The organism is Paraburkholderia hiiakae, from assembly GCF_904848665.1.
GTDB classification, from domain to species: domain Bacteria; phylum Pseudomonadota; class Gammaproteobacteria; order Burkholderiales; family Burkholderiaceae; genus Paraburkholderia; species Paraburkholderia hiiakae.
The window spans coordinates 71292-86790 of the sequence record NZ_CAJHCQ010000027.1 but is presented as its reverse complement, the minus strand read 5'-3'; the positions used below and the strand labels follow the sequence as shown (position 1 = coordinate 86790).

The following is a 15499-nucleotide window of genomic DNA, read 5'->3' as shown; positions in this document are numbered from 1 at the left end:
TAAAACATCGCTTTGCGGGGCAAACGTATGTTTCCATCCGCATTGACCGCATTTCAACGTAAAGGGTGCTGGACGTATTGGCATAGAAAGTCTGGCAAGCGTTGCGTGGAATCCGGAGGACTACGTCAAACCCTCCATCCATTCCCACAGATCGATTTATCCCCGCTGCGCGTCGGCCTTCACCGAATCGACATAGGCGCCAACTGCAGCAGTCCCCACCACCGCTGCCACAAAAACAATCGCAAATGCCGCCAGATGTTGCAGGGGGGAAGATTGGCAACTCGTCAACATGTTCGCTCCTGACCATGGGTTCGATAGGACAGCATCGGTGTGCTGCCCTCTCAAGATAGCAACCGTGTGAGACAAATCGTGTCCGACGCCCCAAATGGACACCGGCGAGCGAGCGTCCACTATCCCTCATAGAGTGCGGCCAATTTTCTGGCCTCCGCCGCCAACTCCGCCCGCAGGGCCGCTGGGTGCAAGATCTCGATGTTCGGGCCGAACGCGCGCAGCCACCACCGAAGCCGTTGGGTTGACAGCACAGTGCCACGAACATCGAGTGTGTCGCCATTCTGGACGGTTTGCTGATCGTCGGACATTGGTGCTTCGATCAGATGGTTCCCTGCTCCATTCCTGAAGCGTAGCCTCAGGTCGATTTCGCCCTCTACCATGAAGTCGAACTGGCGTTGCTCCCGTACATATACCGAAAGCCGGAATCCACGCGGATAGGCAAACGACTCGGGCAACATGGTTGCGCGCAAAAGACGATCCAGCCGGTACATCGCGGGCTTCGGATGGCGCTGCATCGCCGCCACGAGGTACACCAGCCCGCCCACTTCTACCAGCCCGAGCGGGTAGACGATCTTCGCATCTGCATTGTCAGTTTTCGTGCGAGGCTGATAGACGACTTCGAGTTGCTGCTCGTTGAAGAGCGCCTGCGAAACCGTTGCGAAGATATCGCGGTTGACCTCGGGGTATTGCAACGAGAAGGCGCCAGTTTCGACCTCGATCTTGTCGATCCACTTGCGGTAACGACGCTCATGCTCGCTGTTGGCCGCCGCCAGCCGCTTGCCCGCCACGTCGAACAACGGCGCCAGCGTTTCCGCGACCAGCGTCGGAATTCGCCACGTTGAAAAGCGCCGCAAGGTCTGAAGGGCCAGTGCCTCATCGTGCGTCATCATCCCGGCCGCCTTCGCGGCAAGGCCACTCGCGCCTGCCACCTTGCGCCAATACTTGGCACGCCCGCGCCATTCCACTTCGACCAGCCCGCTTTTGAGCATCTCGTCCAGCTCGCGATGCACCGTCCGCAAGGACCGTGGATCGAGGACGTTGACACTGAGCTTGCGGTGGATCTCTCGAGTCGAAAGCGGTAGGTCATCTCTGCCCGCATCGGGCAGAACCAGCATAATTTCTCGGTCCAGCATCTCGAAAGTAGGTTCGGAAAAGCCGTTCAGATGGAATACTTTTAGTTAACGACTGGGTTTTCGAATTCTTAAGCGTTTATTCCAGAGTTCGGGCGCTGTGCGTGATCACACGCCCGAGGACCGCTGTGGGGCCGCTAACTGCGCCAGAAAATTCAATTTGCCGCCGTACGCCCGGTGCTCGCAGCGGGCGGCGCCAAAGTCAATCGTGGGACGACAGCTCAAGACGACACACCACTTCCTGGGCTGCTGGCCGCGCCCGGAACAGCTGCGGCGGCCGCCGTACCCGCTGCCGCGCGAGTGCCTGTCCCGGCATTTGCGCCCGACGCCTGCGTATTCGAAGACGCCGGCGCAGGACGAGTTGCGGGCGCCGGCGCCAGATCGCTGTCCAGTGACGCAAGCCGCGACGCCTGTGCCTTTTCTGCACTTGCCTCGCGATCGCGGCCTTTTCTTCCGCGTCGGGATTCAGCGTATTGGCCTTAATGCGGTCCACCTACCCTCTCCCCACGAACCGGTCGAGTGGCAGGTAGTCAGTTTCGATATTCAGCTCGACGGCTGAATTCAGATCGCGGGCCGTATTCATTTCCTCGGTGGTCTGGGTCCTCTGTGTCGAAACGTAGGCGATTGTGTTGGTCATCTTCGCCTCCGCACCCCGGATGCTGACGTTCCTGCGCCAACTCCCGGCGCGCGAATGGCAAGAGCACCGCTTCCGGATCGCCGCTCGGCACCGATTCGTTCGGTCCCAGCCCAAGTACCATGCGTAGCGCGCCGTCTGGCAGCTTTGCCGCGCTATCTTTCAGGCGCACTGTGCACGACGTGTCTGCATCGCCCGACGTCCGGTCGCCATCATCGTCACTTAAAGGGTCGTCGCCCGCCAGCTCGAACGAGCCCGGGAAACTGTCGACGAGCCACTGCCGCGCATGGTCCGTGCTGAGATTGGCGTCGGCAAAATCGTCCGTGCTCGACGCAACGTTGCGCAGCAGATCGAGAAATGACTGCATCTGCTGCTGGTTGGATTCGGTAATCGCCTTGAACACGCTGTTGATCAGAACCGTTACGAAGCGCGGAAACGACACCGCGTTCAGGATCCGTTGTGTCGTGCTCGCAAGCCGGTCGGTCGCCACACCGCTGAACGCCTGTCCCGCATTGCCCAGCGCAGTCGCCGCCGGCGTGCGCTGCGTGCCGCCATCGTGCGTTTGACACAGTACGCGATGCGCGTCGGCGTCGCCGCTGGCTTCTTCGAGCAACAGGTTCATCGCGGCGGCGCACACACGCACCGTTGCCGTGCCAACGCCTTCCTGTCATCCGCCGCGAGCGAGCGGAACCCAGGCGTCCCGGACAGCAGATTTCGCACCGCGAGGCGCACCGCGGGCAGCGGCTGAGGGTCGCGGGCAACGGCATGCATGCCAGCTCCCGGCCGCGCCGCCCAACTTTTCACTGAGGTCGAGACTCGACTGCAGCCAGGTCATCGCGTTCACGTGCACCGGGTCGCCGGGCGCGAGAACGGGAGTCGCGCCTCCCGCGAGCGGCGCAGCGACCGACGCGAGCCAGGTCAGCACCGCAAAGCCGGCCTTGGCGCGCTCCACCCGCGACTCGATGACCGGCTGCGTGCGCAGGTAGCGTCGCGCCAGCGACCGCACGGCGTCCCACAGGTCGTGCGTGCCGAAGGCGCGCTGCACAGACGCGTGCTGAAGCAGCCGGATTGCCGCCTGTCTTGAAGTTCACCCGCACTTCGCCGCTCAATTGCGCCTTCACCCGAGCCTTCGATTCGGACGTGTCATCGACGGTAGCCGATACCGTGGTCATGTGATCGCTCGTCTGCGTCGTACTGATGCCGGCCTGGATCGGATTGAACCAGCCACCGGTGCTCACGCTTGCGCTCGTCGTCGACGTATCGCGGTTCAGGTCGTAGAGCGAGGCCTTGGAGACGCGCCCCGCGGTATCGGAAGCACGCATGTCGAATACGACCTTCGCGTTGATGTGGCCATCTGTTATCACGATGCGGTTTATTCCGAGCATCACCATCGATGCGAGGAATTGCTGCCGCTAGCGCGCCATCTGCTGGACCGACGAATCGACAATCGCCTGGAACACGTTCTGGATCAGCCCGCCGACGAACTTCGGGAGATCGACTTTTTGCCCCATTTCGCAGAACTGCTGGACGCCCTAGCTCGAACCTGCACCGCTTAACTTGTTCGACCCGTGACTCACGACCGTTGCCTAACAACCGCCTCCAGAGAGTGGGAACATAGCTTCGGTGCGAAAGCGAATCATGCAGGCCACAGACTCGCCGGTCGTGCACGACGCCGGAAATCACGAAAACGCATAGACGTGGCTTCAGCATCTGTCGTGTCCGCTGCCGTGCCGGCATCGAGACACAATTTGTCCCAATGCCCGCTCATACTCGACGTGTACAGAGTACCGGAGTTCACAACCCACCCATGATCCATCGTTTTCTTCGATCCGATTGCGCGCCTGAGCGGTGCAGCAACGTGGAGCCCATCATCGAGCTCTGGTCGCTGCGCTTCCTCGTGAAACTGGAACTGCACCGATACTTCGTCAAGCCGGACGGGTGGTCGAGCGATCTGGTCGCGCAGGCGCTCTCGCTTCCGGAGCTGCACCGGCCCGGCGCGGCGCGGCTGGCTCCTCGCATGTCGGCCGAGGAATTCGACCTCGACGGAGCGGAGCCGCCCGGGAGCGCCGATCACACCTTCGACACGCAGGCCGCGCTCGCTCTCCTGCACGCGCGCCTCAGCGCCATCGAAGCCAATCCCCTTGCCGCGCAACCGCCGTCCGTGGTCGCACAGAATATCGGCAACCTGCAAACACTGGTTGGCCTCACGGAGGTCGAGGCGCGCATTCTCACGTTCGCGGTGCTCGTGCACACGGATCGCGTGCTTGACAAGATGAGCGACTGGGTCGGCGAACTCACGTCGGCGGGCCTTTATTACGCGTTGGGCGCAGTGCTCGGCATCGACGAAAAGGCAGTGCGCGGGGCCCTCTCGCCTCATGGCACCCTCGCGCGCTCGGGGCTGCTCGGCATCGACCGCAAGCAGCGCTGGGCACTCGCGACGAAACTCGACCTGATTTCCGCAGAATTCGCGGATCGCATCGTCTCGGATGCCGTCGATACGCTCGAGCTTCTGCGCGGCATGATCACGTTTGCGTCGCCTCCCGTGCTGACGCTTGAAGACTTCTCGCACATCGAGCAGGAGGTCGCGTTGATGCGTTCGTGGATCGAACACGCCTCGCTGGCACAGCAACGCGGCGCTAACATTCTGATCCACGGCGCCCCGGGCACCGGCAAAACCCAGCTCGCACGCGTGCTGGGCCGCGCCATGCACTTGAGCCTCTACGATGTCACGGGCGAGAACACGGACGGCGATGCCGTGCCCGGCGCCCAGCGTCTGCGTGCGTTCCGTGCAGCGCAGGCTTTCTTTGCGGAACGCCGCGCGTTGATCGTGTTCGACGAAGCCGAAGACATCTTCACCGACGGCACGCCGGGCGAACGTAGCGTTGCCCAGGCGCACAAGGCATGGCTCAACCGTGCGCTCGAAGAGAACCCTGTGCCGACGATCTGGCTCTCGAATTCGGTCGAGGGCATCGATCCCGCATTCGTGCGGCGCTTCGACATGGTGCTCAACGTCCCCGTGCCGCCGGCACGCGTGCGCTCGCGCATCATCGCCCGCGCCAGTAACGACCGCGTCCCCGAGCCGGTTTTGAACCGCCTGTCGTCGCATCCGGCGCTCACGCCCGGCGTGGTCGCACGTGCAGCAACGGTCCTGCAACACGTCGCCGACGACTGGACGCCCCAGCGCTTCGGGGCCGCGCTCGAGCGGCTCGTCAACGGCACGCTGGAGGCGCAAGGCCATGCACCGCTTGCGCTGCACGGCGCAGCCCAAGTGACGGGCGCCTTCGCACCGGAACTCGTCAACGTCGACGCTGATCTTGCTGCGCTCGCGCGCGGCATCGCGGATGCTCGCGCGGCGCGCCTGTGTCTGTACGGCCCCCCGGGCACTGGCAAAACTGCATTCGGTACGTGGCTCGCGCAGGAGCTTCAATCCCCGCTGATGCTGCGACGCGCCTCCGACATGATTTCCCCTTACGTCGGCGAAACCGAACAGAACATCGCACGCGTGTTTCGCGAAGCGACGCGTGAGCGCGCACTGCTTCTTATCGACGAAGCCGACAGCTTCCTGCGCGAGCGCGCGGCAAGCCAGCATAGTTGGGAAGTCACCGCCGTCAACGAAATGCTTACGCAGATCGAGTACTTCAACGGCGTACTGGTCATGTCGACCAATCTGTACGGCTCGCTCGACGAAGCCGCATTGCGCCGCTTCGACGCGAAGCTTCGCTTCGGCTACCTGAAGCCGGCCCAGGCCGCGGCATTCTTTGCGCAGCGCTGCGAGGCGCTCGGACTTGCCAATGTGCAAATGGCGTGCGATCGCGTGCTGTCGCGGCTCACTTCGCTCACGCCCGGCGATTTCGCCGCCGTGGTCCGGCGCCACCGTTTCCACCCGCTCAAGTGCGCGCTCGAATTCGCCGAAGCACTCGAGTGTGAATGTGCTTCGCGCCAGCGCGCTTCGTCGCCGATCGGCTTCTTGCACTAATGCACCGCTAAAGAACACCGCGATCTGTGCCGATACCCCTGAGGCGGCGCCATGTCCTTGCGCCCGCGCGCGTTACCGCGGCCCGATGTTTCACCCACGATTCTGGAAGACAACTACAACGCCATGCCCGATTCCGCCGATATCAAGAGTCTCCTCGATGTGCTTCATGACCCGCTCGCCGTTGCACTGCGCGCGCGCTGGAAAGCCTTCAACCCGTTTCGTGTCCTCAAGGCCGAAAAGCGCGAGGTGAAGCACACGACCACACTCGCTTGGCTGCTCGACCCCCGGGAAAATCACGGTCTGGGTGACCATTTCCTGCGCGGGTTCCTGAAAAACGTTTGCGAGGCCGCCGGCGATCACACTACGCTGCTGAGCTACGAGACCGACAACGACGCCATCGTCCGGGTGCACTCCGAGTTGCAGATGCAGAAGATCAAGGGCGATCGCATCATCCCCGAGTTCGAAGGCGACAATGATCAGGACACGTCCGCAAGCGGTGCCAACGTGCGCGGCAAGCGCCGCATCGACGTGCTCGTCGAAGGTCAAGGCTGGGCCGTCGCAATCGAGGCGAAGATCGGCGCCGGCGAAGGCGACGGGCAACTCGACGACTATCGCAGGACAATTCAGGCGTGGGCTGAGCAATCGAACCGCAAGCTGCTGCTCGTGTACCTGACGATCGACGAACAGGAACTCGAACGGGCTGACTGGATCAACGCGCAATGGAGCACGTCGGTCGCGCAGCCGCTACGCACGGTGCTGAATGCGTCGGGGGCATCGGCCCAACTGGGTGACCAGCAGCACGCGTTTCTCGCAAGCTATCTCGACGTCCTGAGCGACATCGCGGAAGACGACGATGGTTTCGTCAAGCGCAATCTTTCGGAACTGGCGACCCGGCACGTCAAGGGTTTGCGCTTCCTCAAGGAAACCCTCAGGGCGGCCTCGAACACGGATGCCCCGCAGAACGCCGACTGGATCGTGCTGTACGAGCGCAACAAGCTCCTGCTGGACCGGCTGCTGCGATACGTCAACCGGGGGTTCGAAGATCGCGCCACGTTCATCCGCAATCAGCTCGTGCAGTTGGGCCTCGTTCCGGTCAGGAGCGACAACTCCTATTTGCTCTTCATCGCCTCGGACTGGGCGCAACGCTTCCCGGGAATCTTTGAACCGTCAAACCCGAAGCAGCCTCGTTTGCGGTTCGAGATCTATAACCAATCGGATGATTCGAACAACGTCTCTGTGAGCCTCAAGGTCATGCATCTCGGTGAGGAGCGGTACGGACATGAGCACTATCGTGAGAAGCGCGTCGCGATGGTGCGAGACATTCAGAACGACAAGCTCATCGACGAATTCCCGAAGCTCTTCGCCAGGGGTATCGCGAAAGACTTGAGCCCGACGGTGCAGGCGCTCGTGACCACCCGAATTGGATGCGCCATCGACAAGCCCGACGCGCAGCAATTCGCGCAAGCGCTTAATGCATTCGTCACCAAAACAGCGAAGGATATCGAGCCCTGGCTCCAACGTTTCGCACAAGACGACGACAAAGCCGCAGCCTGATGAGCCTGTAGCAACGTGCCGGCCTCACCGCGAGGCCGGCATTTTTCATCCCGACAGTGAGGAAAGCCGTCATGGCTCGCAATACACTGGTAGTGCAGGACAGTCTCGCTGCGCGCGAGGCCCGCCTTGCGGCCGCGCGCGAACAACGGCACGGTAAGCAGGTCATGACCATCGAGCAGTTGGCCGCGCGCCTTGCTGGCGGCTTTGCCCGGCCTATCGACGGCGAAAGCCTGCGCGGCGCGCTCAAGGCCGCGTTGCGCGAAACGCAGATCGGCGAGCTGGACAGCATCAAACTGCTGCCCGGCATGATCGACGCCGCCGCGCAAACCCTGCAAAAGGCCTGGCGCGCGGGCATCGACCTGGCGGCACGCGCGCAAGCCCATGCGCGGCTCGACGCCGTGGCGAAGCTCGAAGGCGCCGCGCTGGCACAGCTTCCGCCAGGCATGATGCGACCGGCGGATCTCGTCGCTGCGGCTACGCGGCGCATGGCTCACGCCGCTGCCGTTCTCGGACGCGTGGAAGTCGCCGGGCAAACCGACCTCGCACCGTGCTGGCGGTCGCTGCTGGCCACCCTTGCAGAGCACATCCCCGTCCAATGGTCCGGCGGCCCGCGCCCGACGCCGGCGTGGCTTGAGGGCAGTGCAATCGCCATCGCGCGCGCAGCGCCCACCGCACCCGCTGTCACCGCAGTGAGCGCAGCGACGCCCTACCACGAAGCGGTCGAAGCGCTGCGCTGGGTGCGCGAGCTGCTCGCGTCCGGGCAAGCCGCGCCTTCGGAAATCGCCATCGCCAGCGCATCGACGGCGGAGTACGACGACTTTTTTCTCAGCTTGAGCGCCGACGCCAATCTCGATCTGCATTTTGTCCACGGTGTGCGCAGTGTCGCGACGCGCGACGGCCAGGCGGCCGCGGCGTTGGCCGAGATCGTCGTGCGCGGACTCTCGCAGTCGCGCCTGCGCCGCCTCGCCACCCTGTGCAGGGACGCCGCATTGTTCGAGGCGTTGCCCGAGGGGTGGATGCGGATCATGCCGGCCGACGCGCCCCTTTCGTCCCTGCCCGCGTGGCAGCGTCTGCTTGCACGCCTGAAGGCCGAGGACTGGCCCGACAGCCAGGATCATGGCGCGGCCATGCTGGCGCTCGTGGAGCGGCTCGACGGCGGCCCCGAGGCCGCTCCCGAGATCGGCGCGGCCTTGCTCAAGGGGCGCGCGCTCGCAATCTGGCGCGAAGCGTTGCTCGCCGGACCCGCCACGTCGATCGACGTGACGCTCGAAGGTCTGAAGCGCAGCGACGAGCGCGAAGCATGCGTCAGCGTCGCGTGGATGCCCGCCAGCGCGCTCGCGGGCTCGCCGCGCCGCTTCGTCCGGCTGCTCGGCCTGAACGCCTCGCGCTGGCCGCGTGACAATGCCGAAGACGCACTGATTCCCGAACACATCATCGCGAGCGCGGAGTTCAACCCTCAGCCCGTCGGCGCCGCGGACCGACTCGACTTCGAAACGATTCTTTCGACGACAGTTGCACAGGTGGTGCTTTCGCACGCGCGCCGCAACGGCGAGGGCCGTCAGCTTGGACGCAGCCCCCTCCTCAATGCGTACGGCACGCAGACGTTTCTCAGCCGCCACGGCATTCCGGTCCATGCATTCAGCGAAACCGACCGGCTCATGAGCCGGCCCTCAGAATTTCGCAGTTTGCCGCAAGCGCTCAGCGCCAAGGCGTGCTGGAACGACTGGCGCAGCACGGAAATCACGGCGCACGACGGTCTCGTGCGTGACGGCCATCCGCTCGTGCTCGCGATCCTCGAGCGCAAGCAGTCGGCCAGTTCGCTGCAGCGCCTGCTGCGCGATCCGCTGGGCTACCTGTGGACCTACGCGTTGGGCTGGAGCGAGCAGAAGAGCGCCGCCGAACCACTGATGCTCGACGCGCTCAGCATCGGCAACCTCGTCCATGCGGTACTCGATCTCGCATTGCGTGATCTCGAGCGCACGCAAGGCGCGGCGAACGCCGCCCCCGATGCCGTCGCAGCGGCCGTGGAGCGCGCGGCGACTGTCGTCGCCGGCGAATGGGAAAGCGAGCAAGCGCTGCCGCCGGGCGTGATATGGAGGCGCACGCTCGACGACGCGCGCTCGATGGCCCGCACTGCATTGAACTGGCACGACGACGCACTGCCGGCCGGACGCGCCTATGCCGAAGTGCCATTCGGCGGCTCGGCTCCGAAATCGGAAGCCGATATTCCGTGGGACGCACAAGCGCGCGTCGAAATTCCCGACACGGGGTTTCATATCTCCGGCTACATCGACCGGCTCGACATTGCGGGAAACGGCAAACGCGCGCACGTGCGCGACTACAAGACCGGTCGCACGCCGGATGAATCCATTCAGGTCAATGGCGGCAGTGAGCTGCAGCGTTGTCTCTACGCCTTCGCGGTGAAAGTGCTGCTTGACGACGATGTGACGGTCAGCGCGTCGCTGTTCTATCCGCGCGACTCAAGCAACTTTGTACTCGAAGACGCAGACGCCGTACTCGGCAAGCTCGTGGGCTGGCTGAAGGAGGCGCGTACGAGCTTCGCCGCCGGCGCGGCGCTGCCCGGCCCTAACGCTGCCGCAAGCACCAATGCCCTCGCCTTCGCCCTGCCCGCGAACGCAAGCGCAACCTATTGCAAACGCAAGGCGCAAGCCGCCGCCGAGCGGCTCGGCACCTTCACCGAGATCTGGGAGGCCCAATGACGCACGGCAAGACAAAAGCGCTCAACGATGACAACGCCCGCCGCATCGCGATCTGTGCCCACGACCAGTCGATCCTCGTCGAAGCCGGCGCGGGCTCCGGTAAAACGGCCGTCATGGCGGGTCGCATCGCGCTCATGCTCGCCAACGGTGTCGCGCCGCGCTCGATCGCAGCGGTCACGTTCACCGAACTCGCCGCAAGCGAACTCATTTCGCGCGTGCGCGAATTCGTCACCGAACTCTCGGCGGCCCGCATCGGCCCCGAACTGGCGATCGCATTGCCTGACGGCTTGTCGCCAGTCCAACTCGCGAATCTCGCTGCGTCGTCCGCGGCCATCGACGAAATCACCTGTTCGACGATCCACGGGTTCTGCCAGCGCCTGATCAAGCCCTACCCCGTCGAAGCGGATCTCGATCCCGGTGCGCGCGTGATGGACCGCAATCAGGGCGACCTCGTATTCGGCGAAATCGTCGATGGCTGGCTGCGCGAACGCCTCGCCGGCACGCAGACGAGCGTGCTCGCCGAGATGGTGCTGGAAAAGCCCACCGAAACAGTGGCACTCGTCAAGAAAGTCGCTGAAAACTTGCGGCGACGGCGCACGCTGCGCGCGCCGGAGGCGCCGGCACTCGCTGAACGCCTCGACGCGTTCGTGCGCGCGACGACGGCCTTTGCTGACTTCGCGCGCAGCGCTGCGGTGATGGAACCCGATACGGCGCAGATCGTGGACCACCTGAAGGCGCTCGCCGCCACGCTCGCGGCGGGCTCCGCTGCGACGACGCCCGCGGCCCTCGTACGCATTCTCGTCACGCGTCCCGATGAGAGCGTGTACACGAAGGCAGGCACATTCCGAGCCTACAAGAAGAAGGGCAAGTGGTCCGCTGTTGCAAGAGAGGAAAGCCTGCGCCCGGCGGACGGCGCACAGCTCAATGATGCGGCGAGCGACTGCTACCAGGCCTGTGGCAACGCCTGGGCGGCACTCGTCGAGGCGGCCGCGAGCCAGGCACTGGCGGCGCTCGTCGACGACGCGGGACAGATCCTCGCACGCTATCGCGACTACAAACGCACAGCGGCGCTGCTCGATTTCGACGATCTGATCTTTGCCGCGCGGGACCTGCTGCGCGACCACGACCCCGTGCGGCGTGCGCTCGGCGAGCGCTACCGCCATGTGCTCGTCGACGAGTTCCAGGACACCGACCCGCTCCAGACGGAGATTTTCTGGCGGTTGTCCGGCGATCCGACGGACGGTCCAGCCGGCGCGGACTGGACACAGTTCACCATCCGACCCGGCGCCCTCTTTCTGGTCGGCGACCCGAAGCAGGCGATCTACCGCTTTCGCGGCGCCGACGTGAATGCTTACCTGCAGGCACGCGACGCGTTCCGCGCGCAAGACGCGAAGAACCTGCTGTCGATTTCGACCAACTTCCGCTCGTGTGCGCCAATACTCGACTACGTGAACGCGCGTTTCGCAGCGGTGCTCTCGGACAAAGGGCAGCCGGGCTTCACCGCGCTCGACGCATTCCATGACGCGCGCGGCGACGAGCCGTGCGTCGCGGCGCTCGACGTCGCCGTCGCCGTCGCCGTCGCCGTCGAGAGTACGGGCGGCGAGCCTGACAGTACACAGCAACGTGATGCGGAAGCCGAGTCCGTCGCGGATTTGTGCGCGCGTCTTGTGGGCAGCGGAACCGTCCTGGATCGCCGCACGGGCGAAGCGCGTGCGTGCAGGCCCGGCGATATCGCCTTACTCGCGCCGACGGGCAGCGACCTCTGGCGCTACGAGGAAGCGCTGGAACGCCGCGGAATTCCGGTTGCGACGCAAGCCGGCAAGGGGCTCTTTCGCCGCCAGGAGGTCCAGGATCTGATCGCGATCACACGTGTCCTTGCCGACCGCAAGGACACGCTGGCGCTCGGCGCACTATTGCGCGGGCCCCTGGTCGGTCTCACAGACGAGGACTTGCTCGATATCGTGTGGGCACTCCCGCGCGTCGGCAACGCAGACGCACGCGTCGCACGCCTCGATCTCGGCGTGAACACCGAAGCCATCACGCATCCGCTCGCACGGGAGGTCATCGGCAAGCTGCAGACGCTCGCGCGCCGCAGCCACCATACGACGCCGCACGATCTGCTCTCGCAGGCGATCGACACCATGCGTGTGCGTCACGTCCTGCGGGAGCGTCACGGACGCGAGGCCGAACGTGCGCTCACCAACGTGGACCTGTATCTCAGTCTGTCGACGGCCTACTCGGTTCGCGGCCTGCGCGCATTCGCCGAAGCAATGACGCTCGCGTGGTCGGACGAAGAGAAAGTGGTCGAAGGTCAAACGGACGCGCAGGAGGAGGCCGTCGCGCTCCTCACCATGCACGCGTCGAAGGGTCTCGAATGGCCCGTCGTCATTCCGGTCAACACAATGACGGCCGTGAAGGCCGCCGACGGCTCAGTCACTGACCGCAAAACCGACACCTTCCGGTGCCCGATTCTCGGCATCGCACCCGCTGGTTACGCAGAGGCTCGCGAGGACGAGAAGAACGAGCTTGCCCGCGAGCGCATCCGGCTCTGGTATGTCGCCGCCACCCGTGCGCGCGAGTTGCTCGTGCTGCCGCGCGTCGCTGCACAGGCACCCGCGAACGCCTGGATCGGGCTGTTCGATCTTGCAATCGATACCCTGCCCTCGCTCGACGTCGCGCAATTGAGCGTAGCTGCCAGGGCGACCGAGACCGTTGCGGAAAATGTTCAGACGGCCGAATCGTTCGCCGCCGAGGCGCAAGCCATTGCCAGCAAGAAACGCAAGCTGACGTGGCTTGCGCCAAGCCGCGACGAAAGCACCTCTGGGCCCGTGCTCCAGACCGTGCAGCCAGAAGCGTCCGCGGACGTCGAAGCGGCGTTGGCAGCCGGCTCGAGCGCCACGGTTCAAGGCGGCCGCGAGCGCGGGCTCATCCTGCACAAGCTTTTCGAGGAAGTGCTGAGCGGCGAAACCGACGACGACGCCACGGCGCTCAGCGCGCGCGCGAACGAACTGATCGGCATGTTCCCGCGGTTCGCCGCTAACAACGCCGCGAGTGCGATCTCCGCACAAGAGCTTGCCGACTGCGTCATGCGAACGCTCGGGTTGCCCGAGATCACACCGCTGCGCGCTGCGCTCGTCGCGGAATATCCGGTCTATCGTGCGCAGGAGGTCGACGACAAGGAGACCGCAACTGCTGGCATCGCCGACGCCGTCACGCTCGGGCCCGACGGCCGCCCGGCCGTCGTCATCGACTGGAAAAGCGATGTGCGGCCCGATGCGAAAACCGTCGAGCACTATCGCGCGCAGGTGCGCGCCTACCTCGACATGACGGGAGCAGAACGCGCACTGATCGTGTTTGTGACGACAGGCGCCGTCGTCGCCGTCGAGCCATCCATGGTCAGCGCCGCAACCGCGTAATCGATGCCCGGCGCGCGGCGGCTCACGTCGCCCTGCATCGGCGTTTGCGCTTTCTGTCCCAAACCTCGATCAGGCGTCGGCAACGGCGCCCTGACCGCATCCGCTGCCCTGTGGCCTACTCCTCAACCGTCCGCCAGATCATGGCCGCCAGCAGGTTACCCGTGCCCGCGAGGCGAAACTGCCGGTCGCGCGTCTGGTTCGTGCGCGGGTCGTACTCACCTACCCGTTGATATTTCGCGTCACGGCCCACCTGCTTGCCGCTAGCGTTCGTCTCGATGCTGCCAATCACACGAAAGTGATCGTCACGCAGATATTCCATTGCCATCGCATTGCCTCGTATAAGTGTGGTCGTTGCCCGCGCACCGATCCACCTCGATGTCGGGTCCCAACGTCATCAGCGTATTCAACCATCAGGACAAAGCGTGTCGCGAGCATGAGAAAGCCAAGACAAGGTCCCGCGATGTCATCGGGACATGATGTGTCCGAATGCGGCCTCATCATTGCGTCATTGCCACTGCACGGGGAAGCGGATGACAGCATTGACACATGGCCACCGAAGTCTCATCGACCTTTCCGCGAGGGATCTTGTCGCAATCCGCATGCTCAACAACGGTCTTTCGAAAGCCGAATACTGGATTCGTCAACATTGCGCGACTCTGCCCGACGAAGCCCGCCCGGCGCGACTGAGTGACGATTGCTCGCCAAACGCGACAGGCTTGCGAATCGATGTTCAATGCGTCCTTCGCGAATCGGATCCGTGTTTCGATCCTTGCAATGAAAACGTCGTCGCGAATCTCGACGGACTCCCCGTCCTCGCGGTGGGCGCGGGAACGTACGGGGCAGACTGGCGGGACGCACTCGAGCCGTCACTGCACCCGTTGTCGGACATGCGCATTTGCCACCTCTTTCGCGACCTCTACGAACATGGTGTTGCGCGCGACTGGAACGAACTCGTCCGGATCGGCGAGATCTCGGTTGAAATCTCGCGCTGCAGTATTTCGGAGCCGTGCCGTGGCGCGTAATGCGACGAGCCAAATGTCGTCCACAACGCGAGATGCGCCAGTATCGGACAGGCCGAGCCCTTACACCGTCAAGAACCTCGACGCAGCTATCGCCCATCTTGAGCGGGTGCTGTGCGCGGACGCGCTGGCCATTTTCGGTTCCGGCTACTGGCACTCGCGCATCCGCCAGATCGAGGCGACGCCCGGTCTCATGCACGCGCAACTTCGCCGATTACAGGCGCTACTGGACCGGCTCCCTCAGGTACCTCCACATAGCATTGGGACCACCGGGCTGATACGGCACCCCGGCGCGGCAGACTCACATCGCACAGGAGAGCTCTATGGACAACGCGTCGCCCCATCGCCGCTTCTTCGCTCACGCCGTGAGAATCGAGCACATCGTTCACCTTGACGCTGCGCTGTGCGACGACATGTTCTTCGGCGCACTGCGCGATCTGATCTCGCAAGACCTCCACGAAATGCTGGAGGTGTTGAGCGAAGGCGGCCTGCGCTTCAAACGCCTCAGCCAGATCGCCTGCTTCGATGAGCTGGAACAGTGGCTGGCACGGCTCGCGTGGAAGCTGGAGCTCGGCTTCCTCGTGAAGGCGCGGCAGCCGTACTTCATCGTCGACGGCAAGGGCTGTTTTGGCTATTCGTGGGAGCTTTCCCGCGCGCGCTGGTTCTTCAGGCGCGACTACGCCAGCGCCGTGAATGCGGTTCACGAGTGGGCTGCGCACAATCACGCTGAGGCGCACGCAAGGCTTCAAGCTTAGCCGC

The 15499-nt window shown here is 64.2% G+C and carries 9 protein-coding genes; 5 read left to right on the top strand and 4 right to left on the bottom strand.

Features of this window, described 5'->3' with window-relative positions; genetic code table 11:
- Window positions 1–156: 156 nt before the first annotated feature.
- From JMY28_RS39400 to JMY28_RS34410, 3 genes are all read right to left on the bottom strand, one after another.
- Window positions 157–291, bottom strand: a complete 135-nt coding sequence (locus JMY28_RS39400; protein WP_268960696.1) for a hypothetical protein — start codon at window positions 289–291, stop codon at window positions 157–159.
- 119 nt (window positions 292–410) lie between these two features.
- Window positions 411–1406 carry a helix-turn-helix transcriptional regulator gene (locus JMY28_RS34415; RefSeq protein ID WP_236597178.1) on the bottom strand — a complete coding sequence of 332 codons (996 nt, stop codon included), beginning with the start codon at window positions 1404–1406 and terminating at the stop codon, window positions 411–413.
- Window positions 1407–1951: 545 nt separating this feature from the next.
- The gene (locus tag JMY28_RS34410; protein ID WP_201700345.1) at window positions 1952–2677 is read right to left on the bottom strand and encodes a hypothetical protein; all 726 of its coding nucleotides are present in this window, start codon (window positions 2675–2677) and stop codon (window positions 1952–1954) included.
- A gap of 1236 nt (window positions 2678–3913) precedes the next feature.
- Here JMY28_RS34410 and JMY28_RS34405 point away from each other — a divergent pair.
- From JMY28_RS34405 to JMY28_RS34390, 4 genes are all read left to right on the top strand, one after another.
- A complete protein-coding gene (locus JMY28_RS34405) occupies window positions 3914–6031 on the top strand; it encodes an AAA family ATPase (protein WP_201700344.1) in 2118 nt (705 codons plus the stop codon).
- 51 nt (window positions 6032–6082) lie between these two features.
- A complete protein-coding gene (locus tag JMY28_RS34400; RefSeq protein WP_201700343.1) occupies window positions 6083–7585 on the top strand; it encodes a PD-(D/E)XK nuclease family protein in 1503 nt (500 codons plus the stop codon).
- Between the two features lie 71 nt (window positions 7586–7656).
- Window positions 7657–10305, top strand: a complete 2649-nt coding sequence (locus JMY28_RS34395; protein ID WP_201700342.1) for a PD-(D/E)XK nuclease family protein — start codon at window positions 7657–7659, stop codon at window positions 10303–10305.
- Window positions 10302–13721: a UvrD-helicase domain-containing protein gene (locus JMY28_RS34390; RefSeq protein WP_201700341.1), complete on the top strand. Its 3420-nt coding sequence runs from the start codon at window positions 10302–10304 to the stop codon at window positions 13719–13721. The genes JMY28_RS34395 and JMY28_RS34390 overlap by 4 nt, the downstream gene beginning before the upstream one ends.
- Before the next feature lie 115 nt (window positions 13722–13836).
- Here the strand turns inward: JMY28_RS34390 and JMY28_RS34385 are convergent, their stop codons facing one another.
- The gene (locus JMY28_RS34385; RefSeq protein ID WP_201700340.1) at window positions 13837–14046 is read right to left on the bottom strand and encodes a hypothetical protein; all 210 of its coding nucleotides are present in this window, start codon (window positions 14044–14046) and stop codon (window positions 13837–13839) included.
- Window positions 14047–15063: 1017 nt separating this feature from the next.
- On the opposite strand from JMY28_RS34385, the gene JMY28_RS34380 reads away from it, so the two are divergent.
- A complete protein-coding gene (locus tag JMY28_RS34380; protein ID WP_201700339.1) occupies window positions 15064–15495 on the top strand; it encodes a hypothetical protein in 432 nt (143 codons plus the stop codon).
- The last annotated feature ends 4 nt before the right edge of the window (window positions 15496–15499 follow it).